This window comes from Adhaeribacter soli (assembly GCF_008727925.1).
GTDB lineage: Bacteria > Bacteroidota > Bacteroidia > Cytophagales > Hymenobacteraceae > Adhaeribacter_A > Adhaeribacter_A soli.
In genome coordinates this window covers 729,667-745,113 of the sequence record NZ_VTWT01000001.1, presented here as the reverse complement: position 1 = coordinate 745,113, position 15,447 = coordinate 729,667, and the positions used below count along the sequence as shown (strand labels likewise).

At 46.6% G+C, this 15,447-nt stretch carries 10 protein-coding genes; 5 read left to right on the top strand and 5 right to left on the bottom strand.

The features are described from left to right. Nucleotides 1-422: 422 nt before the first annotated feature. The 4 genes from F0P94_RS03015 (at nucleotide 423) to F0P94_RS03000 (ending at nucleotide 5,190) form a co-directional block, all read left to right on the top strand. Entirely contained in the window at nucleotides 423-3,815 is a 3,393-nt protein-coding gene (locus F0P94_RS03015) for a UvrD-helicase domain-containing protein (protein WP_150902210.1), read from the top strand. A 10-nt stretch (nucleotides 3,816-3,825) separates the two neighbouring features. After that, entirely contained in the window at nucleotides 3,826-4,359 is a 534-nt protein-coding gene (locus tag F0P94_RS03010; RefSeq protein WP_191906892.1) for a hypothetical protein, read from the top strand. Nucleotides 4,360-4,657: 298 nt separating this feature from the next. Continuing rightward, nucleotides 4,658-4,858 carry a hypothetical protein gene (locus F0P94_RS03005; protein WP_150902208.1) on the top strand — a complete coding sequence of 67 codons (201 nt, stop codon included), beginning with the start codon at nucleotides 4,658-4,660 and terminating at the stop codon, nucleotides 4,856-4,858. Then, nucleotides 4,855-5,190, top strand: coding sequence for a type II toxin-antitoxin system PemK/MazF family toxin (locus tag F0P94_RS03000; RefSeq protein ID WP_150902207.1), 336 nt, complete (start codon nucleotides 4,855-4,857; stop codon nucleotides 5,188-5,190). Before F0P94_RS03005 ends, F0P94_RS03000 begins: the two co-directional genes overlap by 4 nt. A gap of 112 nt (nucleotides 5,191-5,302) precedes the next feature. Here the strand turns inward: F0P94_RS03000 and F0P94_RS02995 are convergent, their stop codons facing one another. The 4 genes from F0P94_RS02995 to F0P94_RS02980 all read right to left on the bottom strand — a co-directional run bounded on the left by F0P94_RS02995 (nucleotide 5,303) and on the right by F0P94_RS02980 (nucleotide 11,821). Beyond that, nucleotides 5,303-6,736, bottom strand: coding sequence for a TolC family protein (locus tag F0P94_RS02995; RefSeq protein WP_150902206.1), 1,434 nt, complete (start codon nucleotides 6,734-6,736; stop codon nucleotides 5,303-5,305). After that, nucleotides 6,729-9,929, bottom strand: a complete 3,201-nt coding sequence (locus F0P94_RS02990) for an efflux RND transporter permease subunit (RefSeq protein WP_150902205.1) — start codon at nucleotides 9,927-9,929, stop codon at nucleotides 6,729-6,731. Before F0P94_RS02990 ends, F0P94_RS02995 begins: the two co-directional genes overlap by 8 nt. Nucleotides 9,930-9,952: 23 nt before the next feature. Next, nucleotides 9,953-11,035 carry an efflux RND transporter periplasmic adaptor subunit gene (locus F0P94_RS02985; protein WP_150902204.1) on the bottom strand — a complete coding sequence of 361 codons (1,083 nt, stop codon included), beginning with the start codon at nucleotides 11,033-11,035 and terminating at the stop codon, nucleotides 9,953-9,955. 402 nt (nucleotides 11,036-11,437) lie between these two features. Beyond that, the gene (locus F0P94_RS02980; RefSeq protein WP_150902203.1) at nucleotides 11,438-11,821 is read right to left on the bottom strand and encodes a hypothetical protein; all 384 of its coding nucleotides are present in this window, start codon (nucleotides 11,819-11,821) and stop codon (nucleotides 11,438-11,440) included. A 158-nt stretch (nucleotides 11,822-11,979) separates the two neighbouring features. Here F0P94_RS02980 and F0P94_RS02975 point away from each other — a divergent pair, with 158 nt between their 5' ends. Continuing rightward, nucleotides 11,980-14,889: a PD-(D/E)XK nuclease family protein gene (locus F0P94_RS02975; protein WP_150902202.1), complete on the top strand. Its 2,910-nt coding sequence runs from the start codon at nucleotides 11,980-11,982 to the stop codon at nucleotides 14,887-14,889. Nucleotides 14,890-14,959: 70 nt separating this feature from the next. Here F0P94_RS02975 and F0P94_RS02970 read toward each other — a convergent pair whose 3' ends face one another. Further along, nucleotides 14,960-15,256, bottom strand: coding sequence for a LysM peptidoglycan-binding domain-containing protein (locus tag F0P94_RS02970; protein ID WP_150902201.1), 297 nt, complete (start codon nucleotides 15,254-15,256; stop codon nucleotides 14,960-14,962). Nucleotides 15,257-15,447: the final 191 nt, after the last annotated feature.

Here is a 15,447-nt window from a genome sequence, read left to right as displayed (position 1 = left end):
AGCTTCTGGCAGTTCAGGACTTTTTTGAATTGTTGATTGTTGATTGTTGATTGTTGATTGTTGATTGATTTTTGACCTTAAAACTTTAGTGTTTTGCTTATAAATCTGAATACCATTTTCAGATTAAGAACCTTGCAATTCTACTTTAATGTAGGGGCAAACTTTTATGCTATGATTGTACATGCATTGCCGATCAACCTACAACTATGTGGCCTGTGTCCTCACAGGACACTTATAAGCTAAATAATATAGTGTCCTGTGAGGACACAGGCCACATAGTAGAAAGGCAACATAGTAGAAAAAACATAATAGAATCTTCATCCTTCATGGATCTCCAATTAACAATCAGCAATTAACAATCAACAATTTTAAGTAACTTAGCTTTCTGTTCTGCCTTCTAATTTCCGCCAAAAGAAAACGCTATGCCTGCTGTCTTAAAAGTCTATTCCTCCTCTGCCGGTTCCGGCAAAACCTATACGCTTACCAAAGAATACCTGAAGCTGGCGCTGCATACCCCCGATCCCTCCTACTATCGCACCATTCTGGCCATCACCTTCACCAACGATGCGGCCGCCGAGATGAAGGAACGCATCCTGCACGCGCTTCGGAGTTTTCAGCCCGAAAACGCTACCGATTTAAAGGAAAAAAGGAAGGCGGAAGAATTGCTGCAGGCTATAACCGACGAACTGAACCAGGAATACCCGGGACATAACTATACCACCGATCTTTTAAGAATTCGCGCCAGGGAAGTTTTCACCCAGATCCTGTTCCATTACGCCGATTTCGCGGTAAGCACCATCGATAGTTTCGTGAACAAAGTGGTGCAGGCGTTTACGCGCGAGCTGAATATTCCTTTCAATTTTGAAGTGGACCTGGATGCGGCAACCTTGCTGAACACGGCCGTAGCGATGCTGCTGGACCAGGTAAAAGATGGCGAAGGAAATCTGCTGGCCAACACGCTGGAACAATACGCCGAAGAAAAAGCAAGCGAAGGAAAAAGCTGGAACAGCCTGCCTGCCGAACTGGCGGAATTTGGCGTGAACCTGCTGAACGAACAGGTCTACGAAGCGGTACTTTCCCTGCAAAAACTAAAACTCGACGACTTTCGGAAAATTCGCACCGAGCTTCAGAAAAAACTAAAAGGCATTGAAACCGAAATTCAAACGTTTGCCAAAGAAGGCGCCGATCTGATCAATAACGCGGGTATTCCGGTGGAAGCATTTGCGAACGGAAAACTGGGCATTCCGGCCTATTTTGAAGGCTTGGCGAAGGAAGTGGACCTGGAAAAACCGTATGCTTATGCGCACAAAACGTTTGCCAGCGGGAAGTTTTACAGCGGCAAAGCATCGGCTCTGGATAAGGTGACCATCGAGGGAATTTGCGGCGGTTTAACCGATTGCTACAACCGCATTGAAGCGATTAGAATTGAACGCGGTCCGGAATATGCTTTGATCAAGGAAATGATTCCGAACCTGTACAAACTAAGCGTGCTGAATGAGCTCGAAAAGTGTATGCAGGAGATCAAGAAAGACAAGAACCTGGTGCACATTTCGGAGTTCAACAAGAAAATTACGGACATTGTTTTGCACGAACCCATTCCGTTTATTTACGAACGCCTCGGCGAAAAATACCACCACATCCTCATCGACGAATTTCAGGACACGTCCGCGTTGCAATGGAACAACCTCCTGCCCCTGATAGATAACACGCTGGCCGGCGGACATTTCAATCTGGTGGTTGGCGATGCGAAACAGGCCATTTACCGGTGGCGCGGCGGTGATCTGGAGCAGATCCTGCATTTGTACAAAGGGCAAACCCAAAACCTTTACAAAAACCGCCGCAACGAAGACATTTTATCGGAACGTTACCAGTCCTTAGACCACAGTTTGCGACCGCAAAACCTGAACACCAATTACCGTTCCGACACCCAGATCATCAATTTCAACAACGAACTTTTCCGGTTTATTGCCAATCACAAAGGCCGTGCATTTGAAACGTTGCAGGGCATTTACGACGAAACCTTTCCGCAAATTGCGCCGGGCGGCAAGAACGAAAAAGGCGGCCTGGTGCAGGTAATTTTTGCTTCCAACGATGACCCGAATTTCGAGCTTGATCTGCAATCTGGCAACCGCACCGAAACACTTTTTGAAGGCTACGAAAACCAGCAAATCATTACCTATTCCGAAAGCAATTTCGACATTACGCTGCAACTGGTAAAACAAGCTTTGAAGGATGGTTATAAGTTGAAAGACATTGCCATTCTGAGCCGGAAAAACGCCAACAGCCGCGAAATTGCTACATTCTTAAAAGAAAAAGGCTACGCCATTATTTCCTCCGATTCTCTTTCGTTGCAGAACGCCGAAGTGGTGAATTTGCTCATTGCGCTGTTCCGAATTTTTAATCGTCCGGACGATGGTTTGGCGCGCGCTGAAGCCTTGGTGTTGATCTATAAAATTGTAAAAGAAGAACCGATAAACAGCCGGGTTACCGAAGAAATTGCCGCCGTCGCCGATGATGCGCGTTCCGAAATTTTCTTCAACAAAGTGCGGGCTTTGGGCTTCGATCTGAAGGAAAAGGAAACCGGCAATTTAAGTTTGTACGAACTAACCGAAAAGCTGATAAGAATCCTCGATCTGCTGGGCAAAAATAACGAATGCGAATACCTGTTCCGCTTCCTGGATCTGGTAATGGAATACAGCCTGAACAACAGCAACAACCTGGCGAATTTCCTGCAATACTGGGACCTGCACAAGGAAAAACTGAGCATCAACACGCCTAAAGACCTCGACGCCATTACCATTACCAGCATTCACAAAGCCAAGGGCCTCGCCTACCCCGTAGTTATTGTTCCGTTTGCCGACTGGAGCGTGGTGCCGATGAACCGGTCGCTGCTTTGGGGGAAACTGGATGCAGAAAATGCGCCGGTCGAAAAGCTGGAGGTTGCTGTGGTGGGAATGAGCAGTCGGCTGGAAAATACAGCCCTGAAAAACCAGTACCAGACTGAACTGGAACGCACCTTTATCGAGAACCTGAATATGCTGTACGTGGCCCTCACGCGCCCCGAGCACCGGCTTTACCTCATTGCCAAAAAACTCGATTTCACGAAGGAAGGCAATATGAAAAACATCAGCTATTTCCTGCACGCCTACCTCGTAAACAAAGGCCTTTGGGACGTAGCCAAACCGGTGTTCACGCTGGCCGAAGACTTCACGACATTTTCAGGCAAAACCACTAGCGTTTCGGAGCATTACAGCCTTGACCAACTACACGCCACAGATTGGGAAAAACGCCTGAAACTAAAGCAGCACGCCAACAATATTTTCGACTTCGAAACTCAGCAGCAGCAACGTAAATGGAGCCGCCGCCTGCACTACGCCCTCTCCCGCCTTACCACTGCCGACGAACTGGAAACGGTACTGAATTCGCTCAAAAACCAAGGCATCATCAGCAGAAGGGAAATGCCGGAATTTACCGAACGTTTGCAGACCGTGGTGCAGCACCCGCAGATGCAAATTTACTTTAGCCAGGAGGTGGTTTTCGAAAATGAAAAAGAGATCCTGGACGTGCGCACCCTCCGCTACAAACCCGACCGCATCGTGTTCGATGCCAAAACCAACGCCGTTACGCTCATCGATTTTAAACTGCCGCCGGAAAAGAACGAGTACATCGAAAACCTAAATTCCTATGCCCAGCTGTTTGCCGAATTAGCGCACACCAATATTACCTGTTTGCTGTATTATTTCGAAGAAGAACGGGTGCATCAATGGAAGTTCGTGCCGGCTAAGGCTGGGGAACAGATAGGGTTGGGGTTGTAGGTTGCATGAGATGAAAAAATGTATCTTTCTCTTGTTCCTTTTATTTGCTTGTAAAGAAAATAAACCTAGCGAAGCCTCTTTTAAATTAAAAGCTGGAGGGCTGTTATTAATTGAAGGTTCATTCAATGATTCTTTACCAGCCAATATTTGGCGGTATTATGATTCGGATAAAAACCTTTTAGTGAAAAAAGCTTATTATCCTCCTGACAAAACTGGTAAAGTATTATCAGATATTTTTTTCTATGACAGTAAAAGACTGGTTTACTTTAAAAATCGGTTTGGCAAAACGGAAAGCCCAGAGAGCAAAAACTGGGGAGAAACACTAGTTAAGGAATACTGTCAAGGATGTCATACAAATCAGGAAGAAATGAATGGCCCTGCTTTATATGAAATGCGTAATTTATCTCAAGAGAATTTCAGCAGAAAGATAACTCAATTCCATCCTTCTAATTCTAATCAAGCAATTAATTACAATTTTCTTACTTTAGAAGATTTAAAACAGATCAAGAGGTTTATAGATAATGAATTAGTTAAATCAGAGTAGCATTTAAAATTTACAACAATTAAAACATTTAGTAAGGGAAAGCCTTCTAATATGAATTTAGCAGAGATAAAACTTGAATTGATTGAAAGGATTATCAATCTTCAAAATGAAGAACTATAAAAGCTATAAAAGAAATCAAAGATTCTAATTTGGGAAGCGAATTAGTTGGGAAACTCACAAAAGGATCTAATCACACTTCTTCAGAATCTCGGACTGTACTTTCTAATTTCGCAAAATAGGAAGATGAAGGCTAAGCCAAAGTGCTGATAATTTCGTAAATTTGGTAAAAGCTGCAATTATGAGAACTATAGAAATATCGGTTAACGATGGAGATTTTTCAAAGCTAAGGAATTTCCTTTCCCAGCTTGGCTTTGTAAAAAAGATCAAAGAGGTAAAAACCCAACAGGTTGATGCGACTACTATACTTTCGGAACATTCCTTAGCTGAAGAATGGAACAGCAAAGAAGATAGTCGTTACGAAAAGTATTACAAAAAATGAGTTTTCAGCAAGGTGATATTGTTTGGGTAGATTTTCCATTCACCGATGGCACTCAAACTAAACCCAGACCTGCATTGGTAATTTCGAATGAGGTAGTAAACGACACGGGCGATTACATTCTTATTCAAATAACTTCAAAAGTAAAAAAAGACGGTTTATCTCTCGAATTAACCTCGGAAGACTACCAAGAAGCACCACTGGAAATCAAAAGCTTTATCCGGTTTCATAAAATATTTATCCTGAATGAATCATTGATCTTAAGCAAGAAAACAGCTATTACTAAAACCTTTAAAGAAAAAGTTATCGATAGTATTCTTTCATTATTAAAATAAATTTCTGCTCCCTCCCTACCAAATACAAACCTTCTTTCACCGGATTGTTTGCTAAAATAAGAAAAGGCTCCTTCCATCACGAAAAGAGCCTTTAACTTTACAAATCAACTAATCACTTCCAACCACCCCCCAAGGCCTGGTAAATATTTACCGAAGCGTTCAGCTGCTGCATTTTGGTTTCGATCAGTTCAAATTTAGATTCCAGCGCTTCGCGCTGGGTTAACAGCACTTCCATATAATCGGCGCGGGCAGAACGGAAAAGCTCTGTTGAAATAGTGATCGATTCGGTTAAAGCCTGCACTTGCCGCGATTTCAGGTCGTAACTTTTTCCGAGGTTTTCGATACGGTTTATCTGATTGGTTACTTCCAGATAAGCTTTCAGCACGGTTCGTTCGTAATTAAGAACCGCCTGGATCTGTTTCGCGTTGGCGCTGTAATACGTAGCTTTTATCGCGTTCCGGTTAATAAGCGGCGCTGCTAAGTCGCCGGCCAGCGAATAGAACAACGATTCCGGCGTTTTTACAAAATAGCCTGGGTTTAAAGCCCGCAACCCTACCCCTGCCGAAATTCCCAGCGAAGGATAAAAATTCGCTTTCGCTACGTTCACGTCCAGCTTAGCCGCTGCCAGTTCCAGTTCCGCCTGCTTAATATCCGGGCGGTTTGCCAGCAATTGCGCGGGGGCGCCAGCCTGAACCGCAGCCGGTGCCAGGTTATTGAACGCTTCGGCATCCCGGACGATGGGTTGCGGGTAGCGGCCCACCAGGAAATTGATGCGGTTTTCCGTTTCCACGATCCGTTGCTGGATGTCGTATTGCAGGCTTTGCGTTTTAAGCACTTCGGCTTCGAACCTCCGAACGGCCAGCTCATTTACTTTAGCGGCCTGTTTCTGTTGCCTAACCACTTCCAGCGCACTGCTTTGTATGCGGATATTCTGTTTCACAATGGCCAGTTGGTTATCCAGCGCCAGCAATTCGTAATAAGAGTTGGCAATCTCCGCAATCAGGTTGGTAACCATAAAATTCCGGCCTTCTACCGAAGCCAGGTACCGGTTTAGGGCCGCTTTTTTTGCATTCCGAAGCTTGTGCCAGATATCCACTTCCCAGTTCGCAAAAGCGCCCACATACATGTCAGGTACGGGTTCCGGCATTTCCTTTCCCGGCTCAATTTCAGTGGTAGCTTCCATGGCCCCAATGTTGGTGTAGCGACCTACTTTATCTACCCCGCCACCGGCTCTTATGCCTACCGATGGCAGGTATTCGCCTTGCCGGGCCCGGATCTCATTGCGGGAAATCCCGATCTCCTGCATCGTAATATTCAGCTCCTGGTTATTGTGCAAAGCGGTATCGATGAGGGCGGTAAGGTTCGGGTCGGTAAAATACTGTTTCCAGTTTATTTTTGCCGCCGAAACAGTATCGTTTTGGCCTGAAAAAGCAGCCGGTACATGGGTATTAACGTTTCGGTTTACAAGGGCAGGCGTTTTACAGCCCGAATAGGTAATGGTAATCAGGGTAATCCCCACCCATTTTAAAATTCTATTTTTATACATTCTTCTCAATTTCTAAAGTCTGGGGAATACTTTCTGCTGCATATGCATATTCTTCTGTCAAAGGAGTTTCGTGCTCATCCCGGATCAGGTGGCGGCCGTCGGCCATTTTCGCGAAAATGTAGTACAGGCCCGGAATAATAATTACCCCGAAAACCGTTCCGAACAACATACCGCCCAGTGCCGAAGCACCAATGGTACGGTTACCGATCGCGCCGGCGCCGGTAGCTACAATAAGCGGCAGTAAACCGGCAATAAAGGCAAAGGAAGTCATCAAGATCGGGCGGAAACGTACGCGGGCGCCTTCAATCGCTGCTTCGGCAATTGAATAACCCTGCTGCCTTTTCTGCACCGCAAATTCCACGATCAGTACCGCGTTCTTACCCAATAAACCGATGAGCATAATTAAACCTACCTGTGCGTAAATGTTGTTTTCCAGGCCCATTACTTTCAGCATCAAAAACGACCCGAAAACCCCGACCGGCAACGATAAAATTACCGCCAGCGGAATAATGAAACTTTCGTACTGCGCTGCCAATACAAAATACACGAACACCAATACCACCAGGAACACGTAAAGCGATTCATTTCCCCGGATCGATTCGTCGTAGGAAAGACCTTCCCAGGCAATGTCGTATCCTTTGGGCAGCGTTTTGGCCGCCACTTCCTGAATGGCCTGAATGGCATCGGCGGTGGTATAGCCTTTGGCCGGCAAGCCCTGAATGGCCGCGGAATTGTAAAGGTTAAAGCGCGTTACTTCGTTCGGTCCCTGGGTTTTCTTCAGCTTCATGAAAGACGAATAAGGTACCATTTCGCCGTGATCGTTTTTCACGAACAGGTTTAACACATCCGAAGGCAAGCGCCGGAATTTAGGATCCGACTGCACGTACACTTTAAAGAACTGGTTGAATTTAATGAAGCCCTGCTCATAAGTACTACCAATTAAAATGTTCAGGTTTTCCATGGCCTTGCCGATCGAAACGCCTTTCTGCATAGCCATTTCGTTGTCAATTTCCAGTTCGTACTGCGGATAATTGGCGGCGAAGAAAGTAAACAAACCGGTTAGCTCTTTCCGCTTGCCCAGGTTTTCCATAAATTCCTTGTTTACTTTATCGAATTCGTGGTAATCGGTTTCGGAGTTTTTATCCAGCAAACGCATGGAGAAACCGCCCGAAGAACCGAACCCTGGAATGGCCGGCGGCTCGAAGAATTCCACTACCGCCCCCAAACCTTTGGAATGCTCTTCCAGCTCTTCCATAATTTCCTTCACGTTGTGCTTCCGGTCCGACCACGGTTTTAAGTTGATCAAACAGGTACCTGCATTCGAACCCCGGCCTTCGGTCATGATCTCATAACCCGCCAGCGACGATACCGATTCTACGCCTTCAATTTCTTCGCAGATCTTCTGCAATCTATGCGAAACCTGGTTTGTAGTTTCCAGTGTGGAGCCCGGCGGCGTCTGAATGATGGCATAAATGGTACCCTGGTCGTCGTTTGGAATGAAACCGGCCGGCAGCACTTTGTTTATCAGGAAAATACCCACGCCAAAAGCGGCCAGAATGCCCAGCGTGAGCCAGATGCGGCTTACAATGGCGTTCAGCAAGCGCACATAACTGCCCGTTAATCTTTCAAAACCGCGGTTAAAGGCATCCAGGGAGCGGGAAAGTACGTTTTTGCTTTTCGGTTTGCCGTGGTTGTTCTTTAAAAGCATGGCGCACAACACCGGCGTAAGCGTAAGCGCAATTACCGCCGAAAGAATGATGGAACTGGCCATGGTAATGGAGAACTGACGGTAGAAAATACCCACCGGGCCCGACATAAACACCAGCGGCACGAATACGGCCACCATTACCAGCGTAATTGCGATGATCGCCCCGCCAATTTCCCCAAGAACCGCCATGGTAGCGCGGTAAGGCGACATATTCGTTTCTTCCATTTTCGCGTGCACGGCTTCCACCACCACAATGGCATTATCTACCACAATACCAATGGCCAGTACCAAGGCAAACAAGGTGATCAGGTTAATGGAAAGCCCGAAATAACCGAAGAAGAAAAACGCCCCGATCAAGGAAACCGGTACCGCCAGAATTGGGATAAGAGTAGAACGCCAGTCACCCAGGAAGATGAATACCACGATGGCTACCAGGATGAAGGCATCGCGTAAGGTATGCAACACCTGCTCGATGGAAGCATCCAGGAACTGCGAAACGTCGTAGCTGATCTTGTAATCCATGCCCGGCGGGAACGAGGCTTTCATCACGTCCAGGCGGGATTTTACTTCGGCAATTACATCAGAGGCATTACTGCCGTAGTTCTGCTTTAACACAATGGCCGCCGAAGCTTTACCATCCAGATTGGAATAAATATCGAAGAATTCACTGCCTAGTTCTACCGTGGCAATATCTTTTAAGTGAATGCTTTCGCCTTCGGAATTCGCCCGGACAATGATGTTTTCGTACTCTACGGGTTTATTGTAGCGGCCTTTGTAAGTCAGCACGTATTCCAACGATTGTGCAGCAATACCTGAGCTTTGTCCTAAACGGCCGGGGCGACCAATAATACTTTGCTCAGCCAGCGCTTCCATTACTTCTTCCACCGAAATGCTGTAAGCGCGCATCCGGTCCGGGTTCAGCCACACGCGCATGGCGTAGCGGCGGGAACCTAAGATCTGGGCCCGCGCCACTCCTTTGATCCGTTGAATTTCCGGGATCATTTTTACGGTGGCGTAGTTGAACAGGAATTTTTCGTCCATGCTCTTTTCTTTCGAATAGAGGTTCACATACATCAGCATACTGGGCTGAATGGGCGTAATTACCACGCCTTCGCGCTGCACCAGTTCCGGCAAAAGCGGCATTACCTGGTCCACGCGGGTTTTTACCCGAATTACGGCATCGTTCGGGTCGGTGCCCGGCTCGAAAATAATGCGAAGCGTGGCCTCGCCGGCGCTGGTGGCATCGGAAGCGATGTAGCGCATGCCTTCCACGCCGTTTATGGCCTGCTCTAAAGTAATGAGGGTAGATTGTACCAGCACGTCGGCGCTGGAACCGGGATAGGCAATGAAAATATTGACCGTAGTAGGCGCAATTTCCGGAAACTGCGAAATGGGCAGTTTCTTAATGGCCAGACCGCCCACAAAGATGATCACCACCGAGATGACGATCGCAAATACGGGTCTGTGAATGAATTTACTAAACATGTTTTCTGCTATTAAAAATTAACTTATTCCGCATACAGTTCTAAATGGGAAATAACCGCTAAAGGCTGCTTGAATTGGAAGTGGATCTTTTCGTTTTCCTTTACCAGACGCAAGCCTTCCAGCAGGATCTTATCGTCTTTGGAAAGGCCATTCTGCACCACGTAAATGTGCGGCAACTCGGCGGCAATGCTCACTTCTCTGGACCGGATCTTGCCGTCTTTGTCTACCACGTACACGTACTTTTTATCCAGAATTTCGAAGGTGGTTTTTTGCGGGATCAGCATGGCGTTTTTGAGCGGAATGGTCATGAGAATGTTGCCGGTTTCGCCGTGGCGGAGCAAGCCGTTGGGGTTTGGAAAGGTAGCCCGGAAAGCAATGTTACCGGTTTCGTTGTTGAAATCACTTTCGATGGTTTCTACAATGCCGGTATGCGGAAAGACCTCGTTGTTGGCGAGGCGCAGCTGCACCTGGGTTTTGTTTCCCTGCTGCACGTTCTTTTTATAATCCAGGTACTGGGCTTCGGAAACATTGTAGTAAACCCACATGTTGCTGTTATCCGACAATTCGGTAAGCAGTTCGCCTTCGTCCAGCAAACTTCCCAACCGTACCCGGAACCGGCCAATGATGCCATCGAATGGCGCCCGGATCTCGGTAAATTGGAGGTGCACGTTGGCCAGCGCCGCTTCGGCTTTGGCTTTGTCTAACTTGGCTTTGGCCATGGAAAGCTCGGCCGGCGCCACAATGTTCCGGCCCGCCAGCGAGGCCGCGTTCTTGTACTCGATCTGGGCAAAGTTTACTTCGGCTTGGGCTTTCTGCAATTCGGCTTCGTAAAGGTTAGGCATGATCTGAAACAGCAACTGTCCTTTTTTAACCAGCTGCCCTTCGTCTACAAAAGATTTCTGCAGGTAGCCTCTTTCCTGCGCCCGCAACTCGATGTGGTTAATGGAGCGGATCTGGCAGACAAAAGCCTCCGTAACGGTGGTGTCCTGAATTAAGGGGCTGGTAACTTTAAACGTTTGTTCTTCTTCTTTTTTCTCTTTGTTAGATTCACAACCTGTGGCTATTACGCTCAGAAACAGGCCGAAATACACGAAAATGCGTTTCATGGATTTTGCTTTAATTATTAAGATTTGATTGAAAATTAGGAATGAAATGCTGCGGGATTTGCTGTTTGGCCCGATCCGGAAAATTGCCAGCAACACCGGGATTGTCCGCGAAACCCGACAATTCCCGAGGCGCTGACTGTTGCTTATTAAAACTCGGCAAGAAAGTGTGAGAGTAAACTTTCCGGATCAGGATCGCTGCACGTAGCCCAACCTGAATTGGGAATTCAGCTTAAGCGAATAGCAAAACCATTTAAATAAATAACAAGCTGGCAGATTAAGTCATGCGTTTCCGGAGCCTTTAAAACGGACCGGTAGAACGGAAACTTTGAATGGAAAGGGCACAAAAAAACCGTAGCCCGCAGCTTTTGGAAAGTGCAGTTACGGCAACAGCAATAAAATAATTTAGATCCGGAAATTACAGTTAAGCAGGAAAAGTGGCGTATTTTTCCCCTTTGCAATAGAATAATGATACTGTTTAACCTTGCTGGCAGAAGGGCCCGCCCGGAGTAAAGGCAAAAAGTGTGGAATTTCCGTTACCGCGTAATCGAAATCAAAACCAAATTTCTGGGTTTTCTCTTCGTCACCTTCTTTAATTAGAGGCGTGGTAACAATTACTATATCCGAAGACGCCTTTTTTACGACCGTCTCAGATTTAGAGCCCTGCTCCACGGTAATCTGGCAAACCGAAAACGAAGCTGCTTTAAAAGTAGCGGCCACTGCGTATCCGCCGGCCACGTTGAACGAGGTAGCAAAAATGAGCAGATAAAGGGAAAGCTTCTTCAGCATCAGGTTCAGGAATGACTTGTTAATTCCGGTACAAAGGTATAAAAAAATAAAACCGAAATTGGTTCTCTTTGTTCAAAACTTTAAATTTTGTCTTTTATTTTAGGTTGGGGTAAAATAAAAATGCTATAATTTTGATAAGAAAAAGTCGAGATCCCTTCATGCAAACCTTCCTCCAACATACCGCTGCTGCTTTACTTCAAAAATACCCCGACAACATCAGCCAGTTGTGCGTGATCGTGCCAACGCGCCGGGCGGGTTTGTATTTCAAAAATGCGCTGGCCAAACTGGCATCCAACGGGTTGTGGAGCCCGGAAGTTTCTTCGATGGAAGATTTTGTGTGCAACCTGGCCAAAGCTGAAATTGTGGAGCCCATCAGCTTGCAGCTGGAACTTTACGACATTATCCAGGAATTCGACCAGAAACTCGACTTCGACCAGTACGTGAGCTGGGCCGGCACTTTGCTCGAAGATTTCAACCGCATCGACCAGAACCTGGTAGCCACCGACAAGCTTTTCGAATACCTATCCGAAGCCAAAGCCCTGGAGCGCTGGGATCCGGAAGCGCTGGGTCAGCCCATTTCCAGCACCGTTGCCAACTACTTTAAACTCTGGGACAACCTGGAGAAAACTTACCGTAAACTGCGGCAGAATTTACGGAAGAAAAAACAAAGCTACCCCGGCATGGCCTTCCGCTACGTAGCCGAAAACGTTAAGGAAATAACCGAAAAAACTACCTGCCACCGCTACATTTTTATTGGTTTAAATGCCTTGAGCCGGTCGGAAGAAAAGATCGTGCGCACGCTTTTAAGCCTCGATAAAGCCGATGTTTTTTTCGATGCCGATGAGTATTACTTAGCTGCCGATTCGCCGAACCGGGCCGGGCATTTCCTGCGCCAGTACCGTAAAAAATGGAGCCTGCCGGAATGGAATTTCAGCAGTAACGAACTCTTAACTTCCGAAAAAGAAATTAACGTGATCGGCGTGGCCAATGCCAGCATGCAGGGTCGCGTGGCAGGTCAGTTGTTAGACGAAATTAGGAGCAAACAGCCAAATGCCGAAGTAGCCATCGTGCTGCCCGACGAAAATATGCTGCTGCCGGTGCTGCATTCCATCGGCGAAAAGATTACCGATTACAACGTTACGATGGGGCTTACGCTCAAAGGCACTTCCCTTTTTAACCTCGTGGATCTGCTTTTCGATGTGCATTTAACGGGCATCATTCAGCCGGGGCAAACGGGTTACGCAGTGCAGCATTACCATTACCTGGCGGTAAATAAACTGCTCAGCCACCCGTTTATTCGTCGCTATGAACATTACCTCCACGAAAATTTAACCGACCAGCCGGAATACGAAAACCTAGTACAAAACGTGGTAACCCGGATTCTGGAAGAGAACCGCATTCTGCTTTCGGCCCAAACGTTGATCGAGCTAGGTAAAGAACATCCGCTTTTTCAGTCGCTTTTCCGTCCCTGGAAAAACTGCGATGATATTATTGCGGCCCTGTTCGAGATCATCGATTTGCTGAAAGATATTTACCGCTTCGAGCTAATCAACCCGGTGGAGACCGAATACCTGTACCACCTTTTCACCATCGTAAAACGCCTCGATTCCATTTTCGATTGCCGGCAGCAAAAGATCTCAGTGCGCAGCTTTAAGAAATTTCTCTACGAACAGATCGGTCAGACCCGCTTACCTTTCGAAGGCGAACCGATCTCGGAAATTCAGGTGATGGGGATGCTGGAAACGCGCGCGCTGGACTTTGAAAACCTGATCATTCTGTCGGTAAACGAGAAGACCTTGCCGGCTCCGAAAAAGCATTCTTCTTTAATGCCTTACGACGTGCTGCGGGAGTTCGGTTTGCCAACGTATTCGGAACAGGAAAGCATTACTTCCTACCATTTTTACCGTTTGCTGCAGCGCGCCAAAACCGTAAGCCTGCTTTACGTGCAACCTTCCGATACTTTTGGGGCCGCCGAAAAAAGCCGCTTCATTCTGCAACTGGCCAACCACCTGGCGCCCCTAAATCCGAAGATAAAATACACGGAACAAACCGGCATCGTGGTGCAAACTGAGAAGAAAAGCTACAACCATGACATCATAATTGAGAAAGACGAAGCAGTATTAAGCAAGCTGAAAGCGAATTTGAAAAAAGGCTTGTTCCCTTCGCATCTGAACATGTGGGTGCGCTGCAACCTGCAATACTATTTTACCAAAGTTGCCGGCCTGAAGGAAAGCAACAAAATGGACGAACAGATCGGCACCGATCAGTTCGGAAACATTGTGCACAAAGTGCTGGAAGATTTCTACCAGCCGTTCATGCTGGATGGTACACCGGTCACTATTTCCAGGCTGGAAGAAATGCTAAAGCAGTTGCCCGAAAAAGTGAAGCAGGAATTTAAACGTGGCACCTTAGAAGCTTTACCAGAACAAGGCATGAATCACCTGCTTTACAAAGTAGCCTTGAAGATCCTGCATAAGTACCTGGAGCTGGAAATTAAATCCGGCGCCTATCCGCTAAAAGTGCTGAAACTAGAGGAATCGCTGGAAACTACCCTGCAGGTACCGGTGGGCGAAGAATTGGTAGAAGTAAAACTGGCCGGTAAAGCCGATAGAATTGATAGAACGGGAAATAAAATCCGGGTGATCGATTATAAGACCGGCTTTGTGAATCCGACGGATCTGAAAGTAAAAACCGAAGATCTGGAAACGCATTTCCTTTCGAACAAGAAATACGAAAAAGTCCGGCAGCTCTGGCTGTACCGGTATCTGATGGAGAAAAGCCTGTCGGAAATTCCAATAATGGCCGCCGAAAATGGTATGGAATTGCCGGAAAAAACCGAAGTGGAAGCCAGCATTTTATCGTTCCGGAATTTAGATAAGGGGTTGATGAAAGCCCAGCTCAATTTTACCGACGAAGGCTTTGAAACCACGGAAGAATTCCTGGCCGAATCGGAAAAATACCTGCACAAATTCATCCGGCAAATGCTCGATCCGGAAGAACCGATCCATAAGACCAACGATCTGGAAGTTTGCCAGTATTGCCCGTACCGCGGCATTTGCGCGCGGTAAGAAACTGAAGACCTCCATAGCGTAGGGTTTAAACCTTACGCTATGGAGGTCTGAAAAATTGTCAATCCGATTACTGTTTCGGTATTTTCAAAACCCAGCCCGGCTGGATCATATCCGGATTCGAGATCTTGTCTTTATTCGCTTCGTGGATCTTACGCCACTGCATGGCGTCGCCGTAAAAGTTCTTGGCAATTTTGGAAAGCGAATCGCCGGATTTAACCGTGTAAGTATCCATATTAGCAGCCGCTTGCGGTTGGGCTGGTCTGCTTTGCTGTATTGGGTCTGCCATGCCGCCGTGCGGGGTTCCCGGTTTTACCGGATTAGCTGGCTTCTGTTCGCCTTTTTTTAGGAAATCAAATAATCCCATGGTTGTTTGCAATTAAAAAGTGAATGTTGATTATATTCCTGTGTACGAGTGTTTTTAAAATACAATCGTAAAAATTCAACAGTTTAGCCGATACGGCTACTTAACCGGAATGGTTATTTAAATTGTGCAATTCCTGAAGGTTTAAAACTTTCATAAACTAAAACTGTTAGCTTCCCGTATCCTTACTCATT

Excerpts from the sequence above, each read along its gene's own strand:
- F0P94_RS02970 (WP_150902201.1), bottom strand. The coding sequence starts at position 15,256 with ATGGGATTATTTGATTTCCTAAAAAAAGGCGAACAGAAGCCAGCTAAT.
- F0P94_RS03000 (WP_150902207.1), top strand. The coding sequence starts at position 4,855 with ATGAGTTTTCAGCAAGGTGATATTGTTTGGGTAGATTTTCCATTCACC.
- F0P94_RS02980 (WP_150902203.1), bottom strand. The coding sequence starts at position 11,821 with ATGCTGAAGAAGCTTTCCCTTTATCTGCTCATTTTTGCTACCTCGTTC.
- F0P94_RS03005 (WP_150902208.1), top strand. The coding sequence starts at position 4,658 with ATGAGAACTATAGAAATATCGGTTAACGATGGAGATTTTTCAAAGCTA.
- F0P94_RS02995 (WP_150902206.1), bottom strand. The coding sequence starts at position 6,736 with ATGTATAAAAATAGAATTTTAAAATGGGTGGGGATTACCCTGATTACC.
- F0P94_RS02990 (WP_150902205.1), bottom strand. The coding sequence starts at position 9,929 with ATGTTTAGTAAATTCATTCACAGACCCGTATTTGCGATCGTCATCTCG.
- F0P94_RS02975 (WP_150902202.1), top strand. The coding sequence starts at position 11,980 with ATGCAAACCTTCCTCCAACATACCGCTGCTGCTTTACTTCAAAAATAC.
- F0P94_RS03010 (WP_191906892.1), top strand. The coding sequence starts at position 3,826 with ATGAAAAAATGTATCTTTCTCTTGTTCCTTTTATTTGCTTGTAAAGAA.
- F0P94_RS03015 (WP_150902210.1), top strand. The coding sequence starts at position 423 with ATGCCTGCTGTCTTAAAAGTCTATTCCTCCTCTGCCGGTTCCGGCAAA.
- F0P94_RS02985 (WP_150902204.1), bottom strand. The coding sequence starts at position 11,035 with ATGAAACGCATTTTCGTGTATTTCGGCCTGTTTCTGAGCGTAATAGCC.